Consider the following 17,567-nt stretch of genomic DNA (forward strand, 5'->3'; position numbering starts at 1 on the left):
CAGCGGGACGGAGTCCTAAGAAAGCTAGGGTAGGGGAGAGCGCCCACAAGGAAGAAGATCCATGCAGTCCAGGTCTTTGTCTGTCCTCCGTTTCCTGGCCGTTTTGGCCCTGCTGAGCGCGGGCTGTGGCGGGCCGGAGTGGGATCCCGATGCGCCTTCCGAGCCCATCTCCACCCCCCAGTTGATCTACGAAGACATCACCCTCACCCAAGCCAGGCCCGACGGCGGCATTCTTTGGCGCTTACAGGCTCGCCTGGCCGAATACGAGCCCCCCTCCGAAGGCAGCGCCACTCCTGTGCAGTTGGGATCCGCCCATTTGCAGGCCGTTGAGGGAGAATTTTTCGACGAAGACAACCGCGCCATCCGCACCCGCGCCGAGCAAGGCTCTGCCTACCCCGGCGAACGACGTCTGGAATTGAGGGGTCAAGTCGAGGTGGAATCGGAGCGGGATAATCTGCGTCTGCAGGCCCAGCGGGTGGAATGGCTGCCGGAACAGCGCCTCCTCCAAGCTGAGGGCCAGGTGAAAGTGGAGCTGTTGGAGGGCCAGGGATCCCTGTGGGGGGATCGGCTGCTCGTTGATTTTGGCCAAGCCCAGATGCAGTTGGAGAACCTGGATCCCACTCAGCCTGTGCGGGCAGAGTACCGGGATCCGGATCTGGAGCTGGCCGCCAGCCGTTTTCTGTGGCAATTTGGCGTCGGGGAAGTGCAGGCAGTAGGGGCTGTAGAGGTGTATGCCCCCCTACAAGCCTTGCGCCTCAGCGGTGGTCAGTTGCGTGCTCCCCTGCCCTTTGCCGAGCTGCGCTTGCTGGACAATGTGAAGGCCAAAGCCGAGCAGACAGGGCAAGAGCTGGAAGCCCAAGAGATTCGCTGGCGCATCGGCTCCACCCAGTTGCAAGCCCGAGGCAACGTGCGCTACCGCCAGCCCGGCCAGGCTCTGACCGTTAGGGGCAACCAAGGGATCCTGGATTGGCAGGCCAACACCGCTCGGATCCAGGGCAACAGCCAAACCCAGCTCACTTTGCCCTAAGGGGGGCTGGGGGGAAGCAGAAAGCTGGCCGAGAGCATGGCAGGATAGGGATACTTTAAGAAACGTATCAGGTGGGTTGTGGTGAGTTTTAAGGACTCCGTCTCGCTGACGCAAACAGGATGTTTCCCCGCTAGGGCTGGCGCTGCTGCAGAACGCCCCAACATCCTGCTGATCGTGCTGGATACCCAGCGGGCAGATCGTCTCTCCTGCTACTGGTCGGAAGCGGAGCGTGCCCGCCAACTGCCCACCAGCCCCAACCTGGATCGGCTGGCTGCCGAATCCACCCTCTTCGAGCGGGCCATCGCCCCTGCCCAATGGACCATCCCCTCCCACGCTTCCCTCTTTACGGGGGAATATCCCAGCACCCACCAGACTGTCCAAGCAGATCTGGAGCTGAGCCCCGCCCTGCCCACCCTGGCAGAGCTGTTGCAGCTGAGCGGCTATACCACTGTGGGCTTTTGCAACAACCCTCTGGTAGGGATCCTGAAAAACGGCCTGCGGCGCGGCTTCGAAACCTTTTACAACTACGGCGGCGCTCTGCCCACCCGCCCCCCCGAGGGCAACCCCTTGCCTGCCCCCCTAAACCGCTGGCTGGCCGCCTACACCCAATTTTGGCGGCGGCTCTCCTATCCGGTGCAAAACGCCTTTGCCCGCTCCGACGCCCTCTTCCAGCTGGCGCTGCACCCCTGGTTTGCCTCCCTCTGGACCCGCTTGGTGAACTTCAAGGGCAACACCGCCGCCTCGATTGCGGACTTAAATCGCTACTTGCACCAGATGGCCCGCCGCCGGTCGGATCCCGGAGCACGGCCCTTCTTTTGCTTTGTCAACCTGATGGAGCCCCACCTGCCCTACTGGCCGCCGGAGCCCTTTGTGCAGACATTTGCCCCCTATTTCAAAAGCAATCGCGAGGCCCGCGACTTTCTGCGCCAATACAACGCCCAACCCTACCGCTGGATGGCGCCCCTGCCGGAACCCCTCTCCCCGCTGCAAGCGCAGGTGCTTCGGGATATCTACGATGCAGAGGTGGCCTACCAAGATCATCTGCTGGGATCCGTCTTCGACACCCTGCGCCACACCGGCCTGGAGCAGAATACGCTGGTGGCCATCGTCGCCGATCACGGCGAAGGCCTGGGAGAACACGACTTCGTCGGCCACGCCTTTGTGGTCTACGAAGAGCTGATCCGCGTGCCCCTCATCCTGCGCTATCCCGGCCACTTCCCGGCAGGAAAACGCATTGCCACCCCCGTTTCCACCCGCCGCCTCTTCCATACCCTCCTGGAAGCTGCCGGCTTTAGCCCCAACCTTTCCCCCAACGGTGCCCCCTGTGTCAGCCTCAAGCTCCGCCGCGAGGTCGCCCGCCTCAGCTTGGCCCGCACCTTGGCAGGGGAAGATCCCGAGCAGGGAACAGTGCTCAGCGAAGCCTTCCCGCCCCACCTCCTCATTCGGGCTATGGAAAGCCGTAACGACAGCCTGCTGCGGGCGCGTGCCTGTTACGACATCCGCCGTGCCTTCTATGAGGGGATGACCAAGCTCATCCAAACGGGGGATCGTCCCAGCCTCTACAACTTGGAGCAGGATCCGGCGGAGCTGCGGGATCTGCTCTGGGTCGGCGACGGGGATCCTGTCTCCTCTCTCCCTGATGCTGATCCGCAACGCTGTCACGACGGATCGGCGGGGGAAGCCGGCTGGGGATCCCTTTCCCCCCAGGCTTGGCTGGCTCGCCTGCAGCAGGGGCTGAGAACGTGGGTGAGCTGGGCAGAGTCCCGGCGGCCTAGCACGGCTCCTCGCAAGGTGAATGTGGAAAGCGATGCCGACTTGGTGCGGCAGATGCAAGAGCTGGGCTACTTGGAGTAGGCAGGGATCCCGCTATTCCAGCCCTCCTTCCTCCTCCCTGTGATCCCGCACATAGCCGTTTAGATCGTAGTCATCCATGTCATCCATCTCCTCCGGATCCGCCGTTGGCCAATCCTCATTTTGCCCGCCGATAATCACGCGGCTGAGGCCAATGTATTCCAGGCTGAGGGTGCGCAGGGCGTTGATCAACACATCCAGCGCCATCGCATCGGCGGTGCCCAGATCAAACCAGCAGCGGGCCCAGTTGTCCTTCTCTTCCAGGGATCCCATGTTGTGCATTAGGGAAGGCAAGGGCTCCGATTCGTTGGGATACTCCAGATAGCTCAGATCCACCTCGGCCTCTTGGGCCACCAGACGCTCGGCGTTAAATCCGCCCAGCTTGCCCAACACGTACCACGACTCCAGCACCTCGTTGAGGTACTCCAGCTCAGCTTCGACCGGCGGCTCGGCAAACTCAAACCAGATCCACAGATTTCCCGGATCGCACTCGCGAAACTCCACTTGCATGGACAGTTCCTCTGCAAGGCCTACGGCCCGCTGACGCGATGGGGCCCAGCTTCTGATCTTAATCTGGCTCTGCTCACCCATTGGTGCAACGCCCAAAGCTCCTGCACTTTTGTGCCATGCGAATCCCTCCAGCAACAAATCTTGCCGTCAGGGTGGCCGCTTGGAACCACGGGATCCCTCCTGCCGAGGCCATCGGCGGTTAGGACGGACATGGCGCAGGCGGTTGCCGGGAAGTCCGTGGCAGCCAGACGGCCCCAAAGCATCCTATACTGTTGCGGCTGTCCTAATCACGCTGTCCGAATCACGAGGAACCTGCCGCTTATGTCTGAGCTTCTCCCTTTGCCTTCCCTCCAAGACCGGGTGGCTGTGGTCACCGGAGCCAGCCGGGGCATTGGCCGGGCGATTGCCCTGCACCTGGGGGCCATTGGAGCAAAAGTGGCGATCAACTACGCCCGCTCCGCTGCCGAAGCCGAGTCCCTGGTGGAGGAGATCGCGGCCCTGGGGGGAGAAGGGATCCCTGTGGCCGCCGATGTGTCTTGCCCAGAGGCGGTGGAGAGCCTGTTTGCCCAGGTGATGGAGCGGTGGGGTCGGGTGGATGTGCTGGTGAACAATGCCGGCATGGCCCGCGACACCCTGCTGCTGCGCATGAAGCCAGAAGATTGGCAGGCGGTGCTGGATCTCAACCTGACGGGGGTCTTTCTCTGCCTGAAGGCAGCCGCCAAGATCATGGTGAAGCAGCGCCAGGGGCGCATCATCAACATCACCTCGGTGGTGGGCTTGGTGGGCAATGCCGGCCAGGCCAACTACAGCGCCGCCAAAGCAGGGGTGGTGGGCCTCACCAAGACAGCAGCTCGCGAGCTGGCCAGCCGCAACATCACCGTCAACGCCGTGGCACCGGGGTTCATCACCACCCAAATGACCGAAAAACTGGATCCTGGCCCGATTTTGGCGCAGATCCCCCTGGGGCGACTGGGATCCCCGGCAGAAGTGGCGGGGCTGGTGCGTTTTTTGGCGGCAGATCCGGCGGCGGCCTACATCACGGGACAGGTTTTTGCCATCGATGGTGGCATGGTGATGAGCTAGGCACTCTACCACGCCAGGGCTAGGCCATCGGCACGGGGTTCGGAAGCCGCAATGAAGTGATCCCCATCCCGCAAGAGGATCTGTCCCCGGCCAAAAAGACCGCAATCCTCTTCTGCGTCCACCACCTGCACTGCATGGCCGCGGGCGGAGAGTTCGCGCACCACCTGGGGCGGCACCGTGCTCTCCAGCGCCACCTGCGGGATCCCCTGATCCCACAGCACTCGCCAGCGGGGCGCATCCAGAGCCGCCTGGGGGTTCAGGCCGTAATCCACCAAATTCACCACCACCTGCACATGGCCTTGGGGCTGCATTGCCCCCCCCATGACACCAAAAGGGCCGAGGGGGATCCCTTCTCTGGATAGAAAAGCGGGGATGATCGTGTGGTAGGGGCGCTTGCGGGGGCCCACCTGGTTGGGATGGCCGGGCTCCAGGGTGAAACCCGTGCCGCGGTTGTGGAGAGCAATGCCCGTGCCCGGAACCAGCAGACCACTGCCGAAGCCATCGAAATTCGACTGAATCAAAGACACCATCAACTCACCATCAGCTGCAGCCAGGTAAACCGTTCCCCCCTCCGGCAGCCCTGGCTGGGCCAGGGGGATCGCCTCCCTCCCGATCAACTGCCGCCGCCGCTGTGCATAAGCCTTATCCAGCATCTGGGCAGGACTGACCCGCACATACTCCGGATCCGCCACCTGTCGGCTCACATCGGCAAAGGCCAGCTTCATTGCCTCAATCTGCAGGTGATAGCGCTCGCCGGCATCGTAGGAGATCCGACCCAGCTCAAAACCCTCCAAAAGGTTGAGCGCCATCAAAGCGGCAATGCCCTGCCCGTTGGGGGGGATCTCCCAGACGGTGTAGCCCCGGTAATCCGTATGGATGGGTTCCACCCAATCGGCCTGGTGCTGGGCCAAGTCGGCGGGGGACAGGAAGCCGCCCGTGGCCTCCGAGAAAGCCAGCAACTTCTCCGCCAGCTCCCCCCGGTAAAAACTCTCACCCCCGCTGTGGGCAATGGCCTTCAGGGTTTGGGCATGCAGGGGGCTGCTCCAGCGCTCCCCAGCCCGTGGGGCACGCCCTTGGGGAAAGAAAACGGCCTTGAAGGCCTCGTGGCGGGGATCTGGCAGGGGCAAATAGATGGACTCCGCCGCCTGCCACAGTTGGGCCACCCGGGGAGAGACCGGAAATCCCTCTTGCGCCAGACGAAGGGCAGGCACAAACAGACGCTCGAACGGCAGCTTTCCCCAGCGCCGGTGCAAGGTCTGCCAAGCGGAAACTGCCCCCGGCACCGTCACCGCTAACCAATCGTAGGGGGGGATCCACCCATGGTCCCGGTACCGCTCCGGCGTCAGGGCGGCTGGGCTGCGACCGGAAGCATTCAACCCGTACAGCTGACCCTCCTCCCCCCCCTCCCACACCAGAGCAAAGGCATCGCCGCCAATGCCATTGGAGGTTGGCTCCACCACCGTCAAAGCCACCGCCATTGCCACGGCTGCATCCACAGCATTGCCGCCCACCCAGAACATCTCCATGCCCGCCATTGCCGCCAAAGGTTGGCTGGTGGCCACGGATCCCTGTCTGCCCATCACCACCCGTCGCCGCGAAGCAAACGGATAGCGATCCAGGGCCTGCCGCAAAAAAGTGGGTGCTGGCATATCGCTACGCGACGCTCTCGCGAATGGGCTGGGCTCCCTACACAGGCAGGTTATCGCTACGCGACGCTCTCGCGAACAGGAGTGCGGCCAACTCCGCAAAGCTGTCCACCACCACATCTGCCCCGGCGTGGCGCAGTTCCTCGGCGGTGAAAGCCGTGGTGAGGCCCACCGCAAAACAGCCAGCCCCCTTAGCGGCGCGGATCCCATGGGTAGAATCTTCAATCACCCAACACAACGCCGGATCCAACCCCACAGCGGCAGCCGTTTTCAGGTAAGGCTCTGGGTCGGGCTTGGCCCGCTGAATGTCTTCGGCGGTAATCACCGCGTCAAACCAGCGGTGCAGGTCGAAGCGCTGGAAAATCTGCGCTTGATCCCGGCGGATGGCCGAAGTGGTGACGGCCAGGGCAGAAAAGCGCTGGCGGCTGGCCGCCAAAAACTCCAGCACCCCCGGCACCAGGGGTACCTCTGCCAGCAGCTCGCCAAAAGCCTTGGCCTTTTCCTCGATCAAGCGCTGCACCAGCAGGGGCCGTTCTGCAGGTGGGGTGTCCGTCTGGTGTTGGACAAGGTACTCGAACATGTCGCGGTCGGTGCGCCCCTTGAACTGCAGGGAGATGGGGGCCAAGTCCAGGGATAGGTGGCAGCGTTGCAGGGCAATGGCCCCGGCGCGGGCATGGATTGGTTCCGAATCCACAATCACCCCGTCCATATCGAAGAGCAAGCCGGCAGTCACGTCAGCCTTCCCCTGTTGTAGGCACAGCACTTTGGATTGCATAGACATTATCGCTACGCGACGCTTTCGCGAATGGGCAAGCACGGGACAGGGATCCTCTTAACAACCCTACTGCCCCGTCTCCATCCCCCACCCGCAGAAGCGGCTGGTGATCTGCCAGATGGGATCCAACACATCCGTCAGGGCGTGGTCACTCTCCACCGCCACCAGTTGGGCCCAGGGGCGACGGGCCACATAGTCTCGACTGGCTTGAATGGGGATGGTGTCGTCTTGGATCCCGTGCACAATTAGGGTGGGCACAGGCCGTCGTAACCCCCCATCCGGGTAGCGCTGGGCATCGGCGACAAAGCCGTACTCCAAAGGGAGAGGGCGGCCTTCTCCGTAGTGAAACACCATGAGTTGTCCGGTTCGCTGCCAAGTCTCCACCGCCTCTGCCCCCAGCCGCGGCAGCCAATGGCCTAAAAAGCCAAAAGCCGGCGCCAAGAGCACCAAGCGCTGCACGCAAGGTTGTCGTTCGGCAACCCAAGCAGCCACCAGGCCCCCCAAGCTAGAGCCGATGAGGGTGACAGGGGGGTAGTTCATCTCGGCAAGCTGGCTGGAAACCTGCTGGATCTGGCGGGTCAAGGTGAGCTGGGCAAAATTGTCCTGGTTCAGATCAGGCACCTGAACAGGGATCCCCACCTGCTGCAGCCGCTGCCGAAAGAAAGTTGCCTTGGCCGACTGCGGCCCAGAGCCGAATCCATGCAGGTAAATCGCCAACACGGAAAGGGATCCCTATGGCCCTGTGGCTGCCGAGAGCCAGCCCGCCCCCAACACCACGCTGATGGAGAGGAAAAGGGTCGCTACCGTCCAGGTGATGCGGTTGAGGTTTTGCTCAGCACTCTTGGAGCTGGAGAACAGCTGGGCCTGCCCGCCAATGCCCGCCAACCCATCCCCCTTAGGGCTGTGCAGCAGCACCAAGATCACCAGCAAGATGGCCGAAGCCGACCAGAGAAACTCGAAAAACACTTCCATCGCAGCGGATCCCTGTAGGGCAAGTTGCTAAGGCCATTATCGCTTGGAACCGCATCTTAGCGCACCCTGTCTCGGCATCGCTCCCATTTCAGAATCAAGTTGGCAGGTGCAGACCCACCCATCTTCTGTGGCATCCTCCCGGCGCTCGTCCTGCGGACAGAGCACAGGCTTCCCTTCCCGTCAGCAGGACGGAGTCCTTACCTCGCGGCTGGGCATTCCTGCCCCCTGCCACTTGCCTGGGTCTACAACCCCCGACAAAACGATTGGACAGGTGGCTTCCCTTCCCCAGCCTCCCTGGCTACTGCCAGCTCGCAAAACAACCTCTAATCCACCCAGCACAGTTCCCAAGGCTGAGGCTGGGTCCCGATGCACCCGGTACCGGCATTCAGGGCACTGAGGCCCCCCGACAGCCCAGCTGTTGCTGACTGTCCCCCAGCACTTGCGACCGATTTGGCTCCTCCCTTTGAGGTCAACCTTGGCAAGGTCCACCTCACCCTTCCAGCAAACCCACTCCAGAAGACATAGAACCTGTCCCCAGGCAGCCTCGACGCAATCCTTCAGGTCACTAGACGGGGAGAGAAGCTGGCGGACGAAGATATCGAGAAGATATCGATGGATATCGATCTTGCTTGAGAATCTGAACTGGCTGGGCTAAGCTATCTCTTCTGGAGGTGTTGTTTTGCTCCAGTTGTTTTGCCCCAAAAGGCGACCCCAAACGGGGCCGCCCAGTCTTTATCCAGCCCCTATGGAGATTTCCAGAGGATCCCCACCTCACCTACAAGGGCAAACAGTATTCACCTCAGTAGCTTACGCCCCGGTAGGTCAGGGGCTGATGAGGGTGAGGCATCGCTTTCTTGCTGGTGTGATGCGCCCAGAAGGTTTGACCGCGATACTGAGCCTGCAACTCCTCATCGCTGAGCTGAGTATGCGCAGGAACGTAGTCAAAGGTGTTGCCACGGAAAGAGAGTTTCATATATCGCCTCCATCAACGAAGGGTTGAGTTTGTTGTCGTTGGGCCCTACGCCACGGAAAGAGTGGCGCGATTCAGTTGAGGCGCGTTCCTTCGGGAAGACCCCTACTTCCGTCTCTGCACAGCTCCAAGCCACTGGTGAGCCAACTGCAGAGGTGAACGATTTATCCTATGTCTGTATCATAACTTACGGTTTTGCAGGTTTTTTGGGGGATTTATAGAAATTTAATCCGGCCATACCCGCAAAAGGGATCCCTTGCCGTCGGCTCTTCCGCGGCTTCTCGGGCCTGACTGGGCAATCACCTATGCACTTTTCGGAATAGATTGCCGCAACCGGTTCCGGGCCCAGGGCACCAATCCCGTATTCGGCCAGTCTCCGCAAAATTCTGATTTCTTCTATTTCACCGCCTGCGCAAGTGCCTGCAGCCCTGCTCGCAGACGTTCCTCGATGTCGGCCTCTAGCTGTAGTGTTCCGGCAGCGTCCAACTGAATTTGAGAACTCAGGATATAAACCCCTCTCAGGATGTGGGTTGCCCCCATCACCGCCAGCACAGGTTTCATCGCAAAGTCGATGGACAGCAGATGGGCCAGGGTTCCCCCGGTGGCAATGGGGAGAATCACTTTACCGGTAAAGGCGTCTTGATCCAGCAAATCCAGCAGTGCCTTCAACACACCTGGATAGGAGGCTTTGTAAACGGGAGCAGAGATGACGATCCCGGTAGCTTGGGCCACCTTTTGCTGAATTGCCTTGAGTTGAGGGCTATCGAACTTGGCCAGTGCCAGATCCTCTGGGGGCAAATCCCGCACCGAAACAAACTGAGTGGTCAATCCCAGATCGGACAGGATCCCGGCAGCGTGATGTAAAACGGCTCCTGAGCGAGAAGGAGTGCTGGGACTACCGGAGAGCAGGAGGATGCTGGACATAGGCCGCAGACAGAATACTGCCTCAGTTGTACCAGGGATCCCACGTGAAAGATGATTAACCCACTCTCGCCCTGCCCCAGCATGCACGATAGCTTTGTCTCTCGACGTCATTCCCTGCTGGTCAAATTGCGGGCAAAATATGCCCCCCGACTCCCCACCTACTCAAGGGGTCGGGAACGTGATAGGTTAGATTCAGCAAGGGTTTCAGCTTGCTAAACTTGAGATTGATTTACGCGGGCGTAGTTCAGTGGTAGAACGCTAGCTTCCCAAGCTGGATGTCGTGAGTTCGAGTCTCATCGCCCGCTTTCCCCAACCAACCGGCAAAACCCGCTTTCCGCAAGCATTCCCGGGCTTGGCCTAGTCCGGGAAATCAATGAGCTCAAGGTAAAAAGGGGTAGTTCGGGGTCAGTAAGATCTCCTTGGCCAGTGCCCAGTTAGGCAATGAAGCATGCAACTTTACGAGTACGACTTCTATGCCTGGACGCAAAAGCAAGCCGCACTGCTGAAATCGGGGCAGTGGGATCAACTGGATATCACCAACTTGGTGGAGGAAATCGAGGCTTTGGGCAGGCAAGAACGCCGGGAATTGCTGCACCGGCTGGGGATCCTGGTAGGGCATTTGCTGAAGTGGCAATTGCAACCCCACCTGCGAGGCAAAAGTTGGCGGGCAACGATTACTGAACAACGCCGCCAGATCCAGCGATTGCTCAAAGACAGTCCCAGCCTCAAGCCCGATCTTTCGGCAGCCCTGCAAGAGGCTCACCAGGACGGGATCCTGTTGGTGGTGAGAGAAACACCATTGTCTGAAGCAGATCTGCCTGCCCAGTGTCCCTACACATTTGAGCAGGTGATGGATCCCGACTTTTATCCTGGCAAGGAAGATCCCCAGTGATCTGCTCAGCCCCCGGAACCAGAACCAGGGAGGGAGGGATCCCGACCCCGGTGGGTCTCCACCTGGCTGTCCACTACCCGTCGCAGCACTCCGTTGACGAAAGCGGCGGCCTCAGGATCCCCGTATTTTTTGGCCAATTCTACAGCTTCGTTGATGGCAACCTTCACGGGGCTGCTGGCCAGTATTTCCATCTCCACCACCGCCAGGCGCAGGATATCTCGTTCGATCCGACCAACCCGCTGCAATTGCCAACCCACCAAAGCCTTTTGCAAACGAGCATCAATCGCCTCCTTGTGGGTTCGCAGGGCAGTTAACAGTTGCAAAGCGTAGGCGCGCACTTCTTGGGATTGGGCAATGTACAACAGTTCCGGCATGGACAGGGCAACGCCCACCCGGTTGACTGCTCTTTGGGACAACTGGACAACCTCATCCAAGATGTGGCGGACGCTGTGCAGCCGCTGTTCCAGGTGTTCTAAGGCTTGGCCGGCGTTGCCGAGGGCCACTTGCACCTGCTGGATTAGCTCCAGCAATTCCCCCCGTAAGGCATTGGGGTCAGGAACGTCCGCCTCCTTCAGAGTGATTTCCAGGCGCTGCAGGTGTCGTTGGGCCTGCTGAAGGCGGAGGGTGACGGAGCGGGATCCACCCTCTTCCTTGGGATCCGAATCGGCCAACAATAGAGGATCGCTCTCGTGCAACAAACGGTCGCTGCGCTGGATTTCCGCCGCCGCTGTGGAGAGGGTTTCATGGGTCTCTTCACTCAGGGCGCGGATGGCTGCCAGCAGCAAGTCCTCCAGTTGTTTTTCGCTCAGTTTGGCCGCCGTGGCTGGCAGTTGATTGACCCCCAGCAGGGCCAGTTCGCGGGCAATACGCCGAGGTTGCATTGCAGAATATCCATAGCTTCTGAAAGACTGCCCCATTGCCGCAAGGCGGCGCGCAAGCGCTATCGGGCTTAGCCATGCTAGCAGGTTGCCAATCCATGAAGAACGAGAGACTCACCCGGTCAACCGGCCCTAAAACTGCGACTTAACACCCGAAACACCAAAGATGAACTCTGCTCTGTGCCAAAGCGAGATTGGCTGGATACCGAGAGGGTGAGCCGTCGTTTGCTGCGGGTGATGCCCACATACAGCAGCCGCAGCCGCTCCGCTGCCAAGTCCAAAAAGGCTTGCTTGGTGGCCGAGTCGGCCTGCAGATCCCAACAGCTTTTGGGGCTGAGCTGTCGCAACTGAGCCAGGGCCTCTGCCTGCATATCCACTTCATCCAAAAACTTCAGCCCCAGAGTTCGCTCCCCGTACTGGGTGGGAAACTCGTAGGCCGACACTTGGGGGATGAAGACCTGATCCCATTCCAGCCCCTTGGCGCGATGCAGAGTCGTGACAGTGATGCTGCCCGGCTCGGGGTCGAAGGCGAAGATCTCCGAAGGCAAGTTGTTGAGGCGGTGATCCAGAATCACTTGAAATTCTTGGGCGATCTCCTGCCAATCGGTTTCGGCCAGGGATCCCAGCACCTGCTCCAGCTGATCGATTACATAGCGACCCACAAACAGCTCTTCCGGCTTGCGGTAGAGGCTTTGAACGATCACATTCAGCACCTCCGGCCAAGGGGAGCGCCCGGCCCGGAGCCAACCGGCAAGGGTGCGCAGCAGCCTGCCCAAGTTCTGCCAAGGCGGGCCATCGGGCAGAGCGGGAGCCTCACCAAAGTTGGGAAATAGCAGCCGCTCCGGCAGAGAGGCGCGGATCCAGCTCAACATCGGTCCCAGTTCAGCACGTGGAATCCCCGCCCAATCCGCCAAGCAATCCACAGCAGCAGCCAAGCGAGTGGGGGCAGTGGGCTGGGCAAACCAGTCGATGATTCCCTTGAGCTGCAACAACACCCGCCGCTGACTGGGACTGCCCCGCAGCAGGTCGATCACCCGCTCCGCTCCCATTTCCTGGAGATAGCTGAGGGCCTTGCCCCCCATTTCGTTGGTGGTGACCAGAATGGCCACCGTTTGGCCGGGAAAAGCTTGGGTGGCTGCAATGGCCTGCCGCGCTACCTGTTGCAGCTCCTCCTCCGGGGATCCGACAACCCGCAGAAAGTCCACACCACCCTCGCTGGCCGGGGGGTTTTGGCCACCGGCGGTGGCCAGTTGAATGGGCTGGGGGGCCAGAGCGGTGCGCAAAGCCGGGATGGGGTGCTGCTGATTCACCCACTCCACCAGGTGGTTGGCCAAAGCGATGATCTGGGGGGCGCTGCGGCTGGATTCATCCAAGAGCACCACCTGAGGACTGGCCTGGCAAAAGGCGCGAAACAGCCGCGGCTCGGCGCTGGTAAAGGTGCCCATGATGCTCTGGTTGGGATCCCCCACCCGCACCAGGTTGCCGGTGCGTTGGCTGAGCAGCCGCAGCAGCTCTTCCTGCAGGGGGGAACTGTCTTGGGCCTCATCCTCGAACAGGTAGTCGTACCAGTTCTGCACCTGCTCCCGCAGCTCTGGACTGCCCTCGATCAAATCCACTGCTTGCCAGCCCAGGTCGTCGTAGTCTAACTTGCCCAGGCGACGCAATTCCGCTTGATAACCGGCGTAGATGGGAGCAGCCCAGCCCAGATAGCCCTCGCTGGGGATCACTTCTGGCCCCAGGCGCAGATTCTTGGCCCTGCTGATGACCACCTGCACCATCTGCTGGAAACTGCGCCGGAACTGGGCTCGGTTTTGGGCGATCTTTTGCGGGTTGTTGTCGCCGGGGATCAGCGGCTCCCAAAGCTGAGTATGGCGGACGAGCCAAGCGCGGCACAGGCGGCTGAGCAACCGCTCCTGTTCGTATCCCTCCAAAATAGACAGCTCCTCCCAACGGCTGGGGGCCTCCCGCAACACCCGCAACGACAAAGAATGCAGGGTAAAGGCCTGGGTAAAGCGATCCGGATACCCCGCCCGTTGCAAACGTTGATTGATGCGGCTGATCAAGTTGCCCCGCGCCGAACGCATGTAGGTGAACACCCCGATGCGCTCCGGTGGGATCCCCCGATTGAGAATTAAATCGGCGATCAACAGCTCCAGAATAAAGGTCTTGCCGCTCCCCGGAACGGCGGCGATCCCCAGCGGCCCCGATTGGTAGGCCAACGCCTGTTGCTGCGCCGGACGCAGGGTGACCTCAGGAAAGGGAGAAGAAGCCAGACCCAGCATGGGATCCCTGCCTAGCTGAGGATGAAGGTCTCGATGGCTGCCGCCACCCCGTCTTCTGCCACAGGAGGGGCAATCCAATCGGCATGGGGCAAGAGAGCTGGCGAGGCATTTCCCATCGCCACCCCGATCCCCGCATACCGCAGCATCTCAATGTCGTTGTCGCCATCGCCAATGGCCATCACCTGCTCCGCCGACAACCCCAGCATTTCCTCGGCCAAAAAACGAACGGCATTGCCCTTGTTCACCGCCGGATGGGTAGCCTCGAGAAAAATCGGCTCTGAACGGGTGAGGTAGAGCTGGTCAGGGGAATACCGCCGCCGCAGGGATCCCTGCAATTCCTGCAGGAACTCGGTATCCTCAGAAACAGCCAGGATCTTGGTGGGGCTTCGTCCGTATTGGGCGGAAGAGAACATCTGGAACGGCACCTGAGAGCGCTCAGCATAGGCCTGACTGAGAGGGCTCAGCTCCCGTAAGTAGAGCTGGTCATCGATGTAGAGGTGAACCCCCACCGGCTGATCCTGCAACGCTTGCAACAACTCCTCGGCCAGCGGCCAGTCCAGGCTCCAGTGCTTTAGGGTCTTTTGGCTATCGGGATCCCGAATTAAAGCCCCCTGGTAGCTGCATAGGGGCATATCGGCCCCAATCGCGTAGTGGAACCGCTCGGCAGAACGATGCATGCGACCCGTAGCGATGGCTACTCGCACCCCTGCTGCTTTGGCCTTCTGAATGGCCTCCCGAACCGGCTCTGAAACCTGGTTGGAAGGCCCGGCAATCGTGCCATCGATATCCACCACCAACAGCCGAATCTGGGCACGGGGTGGAGAAGATGCCCGCTCTCTTTCCTCGGCTTGGACGTTAGCCTGAGTTTGCATTGCTGTTGTTTGCCCTCCTCCTGGCAACCTTCCAGACCGTAGCATGGCTCTGCCTCGATTGGTTGACGGTCATTGGCCGGCTCAGTACACAAAGAATCAACACAGAAGAATTGAACAAGTGAGATGGCCGGGTGGGGGATCGGTTTCCGCCCCTATTCCCGCCAACGAGAAAGCGTAGAATTAAGAAAGACTAGCCCCGTGATGGACGAAAACATTGTGATCATGCTGAAACGAATCGGTCGCGTCTGCCGGCCTCTGCTGGCCATTGCCCTGGCCTTGACCTTGGCCCTGGCTCCCATAGGCGCTGTTTGGGCACGCAGTGGCGGTCGCATTGGCGGCGGATCTTTCCGGTCTCCGACGTTCTCTGCCCCCCGCTCGATTGGCCCGCACTACTCAGCTCCTGTCTACCCCAGCTATGGAGGCGGCTTTGGTTTTCCGCTGCTGGTGCCCTTTTTCTGGGGAGGGGGGGGTGGCGGCCTGCTGACGCTGCTGCTCTTGGTTGGGGCAGGTAGCTTTTTGGTGCAGACGCTGCGCTCGGGGATCAGATCCGAAGAAGGGGACGATAGCATTGGGGTTCGCGATCCCCAGGTAACTGTTGCGCAGGTAAAAGTGGGACTGCTGGCCAGCGCCCGGCAACTGCAGAAAGACATGAACGCCCTGGCTCTGGAGGCGGATACTCAGTCGCCAGAAGGGCTGAGCCAACTGTTGCAAGAGGTCACCCTTGGCTTGATGCGCTACAGCGACTACTGGGCCTATGGCCATGCCCAAGCGGAGAAGCTGCCCCTCTCCCGCGCCGAATCCCTGTTCTATCAAGCCTCTTTACAAGAACGGAGCAAGTTCAGCGTCGAAAGCCTCAGCAACCGCAACAACCAGATCCAACAAGTCTCCCAAGCGGCGCTGCAGCGATCTGCTGCTGGGATCCCAGATGTTGGCGAGTACCTGCTGGTAACTCTACTGGTTGCGTATCGTGGTAACTTGGGTACACTACCTGTAGTTAACTCCATGGCGGATCTGCGGCAGTGCCTGTTGCAGCTGGCTTCGATTCCGGCAGATCGGATTGTGGCCATCGAAGTGCTGTGGACGCCGCAGTTGGAGGGAGACACCCTGTCGGCAGAGGCGCTGTTGACCGAGTACCCGGAAATGCGGCTCCTTTGAGAGCCTTTGGGCGATAGACGGCAACTGTTGGCTGAGTGTCTCAACTCCTCGGGATCCCCGCCGCTCAGGCTAGGGAGGTTGTATGTCCGGGTTAGATGCTTCAGCGGGCAGAGGCCGTCGTTCGCCTTGGGCATGGTCTGGCCAAGTCAAGCAGGCAGATTCTCTGTTGGATGAGCTGTTCGAGGATTTGGAGAACAGCTTGGAAGAGGGGCTGTCAGAAGCCGGCGAATATCCTTACCTCGGCACACGGCCCCCACTGCCTTCCCGGCGCTTCTCTGCTGCCGGAGGATTACTGCTGGGTATGGCTTTGGCCGCTACCTTGGTGGCAGGGCTGGCTTTTTGGATGACCCTGCGCCCGCGGGCGGTGGTTTTTTCGCAGGCCACTCGGGATCCCTTGGCTGAGGCACCCAATTCTTCCCATTCCGATGCTCACCAGGAGCCCTTGCTTCCCACTGCTGCTGATGTGGATGAAAACCCCAAAGCTCCACCTGAGGATTCTGCAAAGGCTGTCTTGGTCGAACCGGCAAAACCGCCGACTGTTGCCGCTCCTCTTGCTTCAAGAGGGGCTGGTCTTCCCTCTCCCCCCAGGGTACCTGCGCCTCCGGTGCCAGCGCGGATCCCACCCCAGCCTCTGCCGCAGATGAAGCTGGTGGGATTGATCCACGATCCAGGTGCCCCCAAGGCTCTGATTTTGATCGACAACGTAGTACGTCAGGTGGCTGTTGGCCATGCGGTGAAAGCAGAGTGGCGGGTTACCTCCATCAGCCCCTACGGTGTGAGGGTGAGCAATGGCGCTCAAAGCGTCACCTTGCAGTTGGGGCTGTCGCAGCGGATCTGAATCACCTGGATAGGGATCCCTGCTGGGTTGAGCAGCGCCTGGAGGGTGGGAGATTGGATTGAAGGAGAAGGGGCAGATGAAATTCGCCAAGCTGGGGCGAATGAGCCGCTGCAGAGTGGGAGTGGGCTTAGTTCTGGGATACCTCTGTCTCGGGCTGTTGGCTTGTCGCAGTACACCCCCCCTCTCAGAATCCCCCTCTGGGATCCCGGCGGCCTATGCTAGCCGCCCGCAACTGCAAGGGAAGGCAGTGGTGGAGATGGAGGTGCAAACTGCTGAGGGGGTAGGCAAGGTGATCTTGGCGATCCACGGGGAAGCGGCACCCCTGACCGGCGGCCAGTTCGTGGATTTGGTTCAGCGGGGCTTTTACAATGGCCTCACCTTCCATCGGGTGGAAAAGGATCCGCAGCCTTTTGTGGTGCAGGGTGGGGATCCCCGTGGTGACGGCACAGGGGGTGCAACAGAGCCGGGGAGCAACCGCCTGCGCACCATCCCCCTGGAAATTCAGCTGCGTGGGGAACCCTACCCCCGCTACAACACCTTGATCCAGGATCCCGCTGCTCTGAGTAAGTTGCTCTTGCCCCATCGTTTGGGGGCGGTGGCCATGGCCCGTTCTAGCCCACTTGACTCAGCCTCTTCCCAGTTTTACATCACCCTCTCTGCTCTGCCGATTTTGGACGGGCGCTATGCCGTGTTCGGCTACGTCACCGAGGGGATGGAGTGGGTGGAGCGCATCCAGGTGGGAGATGTGATCCGCTCGGCGCGGGTGTTGGAAGGAGCGGACTTGCTTAGGGTGCCGGGATCCCAACCGGAAAGAGCAGATCAGATGGAGGATCCCGGCAGTTTATGATGGGCAGCAACTCTGCTGCTGGTTTGGTTGTTGTGGCTCTGGCTT

The 17,567-nt window shown here is 60.7% G+C and carries 17 protein-coding genes, 1 tRNA gene and 1 riboswitch; of the genes, 8 read left to right on the top strand and 10 right to left on the bottom strand.

Annotation, left to right across the window (positions count from 1 at the left end; genetic code table 11):
* Positions 1-76: 76 nt before the first annotated feature.
* On the top strand, positions 77-1,027 hold the full coding sequence (lptC, locus tag NW805_RS06900; RefSeq protein WP_414422062.1) for an LPS export ABC transporter periplasmic protein LptC: 951 nt from the start codon (positions 77-79) through the stop codon (positions 1,025-1,027).
* Between the two features lie 81 nt (positions 1,028-1,108).
* The gene (locus tag NW805_RS06905) at positions 1,109-2,881 is read left to right on the top strand and encodes a sulfatase (protein ID WP_414422063.1); all 1,773 of its coding nucleotides are present in this window, start codon (positions 1,109-1,111) and stop codon (positions 2,879-2,881) included.
* 12 nt (positions 2,882-2,893) lie between these two features.
* On the opposite strand, the gene NW805_RS06910 is transcribed toward NW805_RS06905, so the two are convergent.
* On the bottom strand, positions 2,894-3,388 hold the full coding sequence (locus tag NW805_RS06910; RefSeq protein WP_414331319.1) for a DUF3531 family protein: 495 nt from the start codon (positions 3,386-3,388) through the stop codon (positions 2,894-2,896).
* 321 nt (positions 3,389-3,709) lie between these two features.
* On the opposite strand from NW805_RS06910, the gene fabG reads away from it, so the two are divergent.
* The gene (fabG, locus tag NW805_RS06915) at positions 3,710-4,471 is read left to right on the top strand and encodes a 3-oxoacyl-[acyl-carrier-protein] reductase (RefSeq protein ID WP_011433672.1); all 762 of its coding nucleotides are present in this window, start codon (positions 3,710-3,712) and stop codon (positions 4,469-4,471) included.
* Between the two features lie 5 nt (positions 4,472-4,476).
* Here fabG and NW805_RS06920 read toward each other — a convergent pair whose 3' ends face one another.
* From NW805_RS06920 to ssuE, 6 genes are all read right to left on the bottom strand, one after another.
* The gene (locus tag NW805_RS06920) at positions 4,477-6,120 is read right to left on the bottom strand and encodes a gamma-glutamyltransferase family protein (protein ID WP_414422064.1); all 1,644 of its coding nucleotides are present in this window, start codon (positions 6,118-6,120) and stop codon (positions 4,477-4,479) included.
* A 37-nt stretch (positions 6,121-6,157) separates the two neighbouring features.
* Positions 6,158-6,892 (bottom strand): HAD family hydrolase, encoded by a 735-nt coding sequence (locus tag NW805_RS06925; RefSeq protein WP_414343669.1) that lies wholly within the window; start codon positions 6,890-6,892, stop codon positions 6,158-6,160.
* A gap of 66 nt (positions 6,893-6,958) precedes the next feature.
* The gene (locus NW805_RS06930; protein WP_414343667.1) at positions 6,959-7,612 is read right to left on the bottom strand and encodes a YqiA/YcfP family alpha/beta fold hydrolase; all 654 of its coding nucleotides are present in this window, start codon (positions 7,610-7,612) and stop codon (positions 6,959-6,961) included.
* Positions 7,613-7,624: 12 nt separating this feature from the next.
* Positions 7,625-7,864, bottom strand: coding sequence for a preprotein translocase subunit SecG (gene secG, locus NW805_RS06935; RefSeq protein ID WP_414422065.1), 240 nt, complete (start codon positions 7,862-7,864; stop codon positions 7,625-7,627).
* Between the two features lie 799 nt (positions 7,865-8,663).
* A complete protein-coding gene (locus NW805_RS06940) occupies positions 8,664-8,837 on the bottom strand; it encodes a DUF4278 domain-containing protein (protein ID WP_414374634.1) in 174 nt (57 codons plus the stop codon).
* A gap of 79 nt (positions 8,838-8,916) precedes the next feature.
* Positions 8,917-8,998: riboswitch (Glutamine riboswitch) on the bottom strand.
* A gap of 232 nt (positions 8,999-9,230) precedes the next feature.
* Positions 9,231-9,758 carry an NADPH-dependent FMN reductase gene (ssuE, locus tag NW805_RS06945; RefSeq protein WP_414422066.1) on the bottom strand — a complete coding sequence of 176 codons (528 nt, stop codon included), beginning with the start codon at positions 9,756-9,758 and terminating at the stop codon, positions 9,231-9,233.
* A gap of 233 nt (positions 9,759-9,991) precedes the next feature.
* Between ssuE and NW805_RS06950 the strand changes: the two genes are divergently transcribed.
* Together NW805_RS06950 and NW805_RS06955 are read left to right on the top strand one after the other, a co-directional pair.
* Positions 9,992-10,063, top strand: a tRNA-Gly gene (locus tag NW805_RS06950).
* A gap of 143 nt (positions 10,064-10,206) precedes the next feature.
* The gene (locus NW805_RS06955) at positions 10,207-10,650 is read left to right on the top strand and encodes a DUF29 domain-containing protein (protein ID WP_414422067.1); all 444 of its coding nucleotides are present in this window, start codon (positions 10,207-10,209) and stop codon (positions 10,648-10,650) included.
* A gap of 5 nt (positions 10,651-10,655) precedes the next feature.
* On the opposite strand, the gene nusB is transcribed toward NW805_RS06955, so the two are convergent.
* The 3 genes from nusB to NW805_RS06970 form a co-directional block, all read right to left on the bottom strand.
* Positions 10,656-11,531, bottom strand: a complete 876-nt coding sequence (nusB, locus tag NW805_RS06960) for a transcription antitermination factor NusB (protein ID WP_414422068.1) — start codon at positions 11,529-11,531, stop codon at positions 10,656-10,658.
* Positions 11,532-11,650: 119 nt separating this feature from the next.
* Entirely contained in the window at positions 11,651-13,810 is a 2,160-nt protein-coding gene (locus NW805_RS06965) for an ATP-dependent helicase (protein WP_414422069.1), read from the bottom strand.
* 11 nt (positions 13,811-13,821) lie between these two features.
* Positions 13,822-14,682 (bottom strand): Cof-type HAD-IIB family hydrolase, encoded by an 861-nt coding sequence (locus tag NW805_RS06970; protein WP_414330353.1) that lies wholly within the window; start codon positions 14,680-14,682, stop codon positions 13,822-13,824.
* 222 nt (positions 14,683-14,904) lie between these two features.
* Between NW805_RS06970 and NW805_RS06975 the strand changes: the two genes are divergently transcribed.
* From NW805_RS06975 to NW805_RS06985, 3 genes are all read left to right on the top strand, one after another.
* Positions 14,905-15,837 carry a DUF1517 domain-containing protein gene (locus tag NW805_RS06975; RefSeq protein ID WP_041437464.1) on the top strand — a complete coding sequence of 311 codons (933 nt, stop codon included), beginning with the start codon at positions 14,905-14,907 and terminating at the stop codon, positions 15,835-15,837.
* An 82-nt stretch (positions 15,838-15,919) separates the two neighbouring features.
* Positions 15,920-16,675: a hypothetical protein gene (locus NW805_RS06980; RefSeq protein ID WP_414330350.1), complete on the top strand. Its 756-nt coding sequence runs from the start codon at positions 15,920-15,922 to the stop codon at positions 16,673-16,675.
* Between the two features lie 76 nt (positions 16,676-16,751).
* Entirely contained in the window at positions 16,752-17,522 is a 771-nt protein-coding gene (locus NW805_RS06985) for a peptidylprolyl isomerase (RefSeq protein ID WP_011433685.1), read from the top strand.
* Positions 17,523-17,567 lie beyond the last annotated feature (45 nt).

Origin of the sequence: Synechococcus sp. W60.1, assembly GCF_047461575.1 — a bacterium.
Classification (GTDB): Bacteria; Cyanobacteriota; Cyanobacteriia; order Thermostichales; family Thermostichaceae; genus Thermostichus.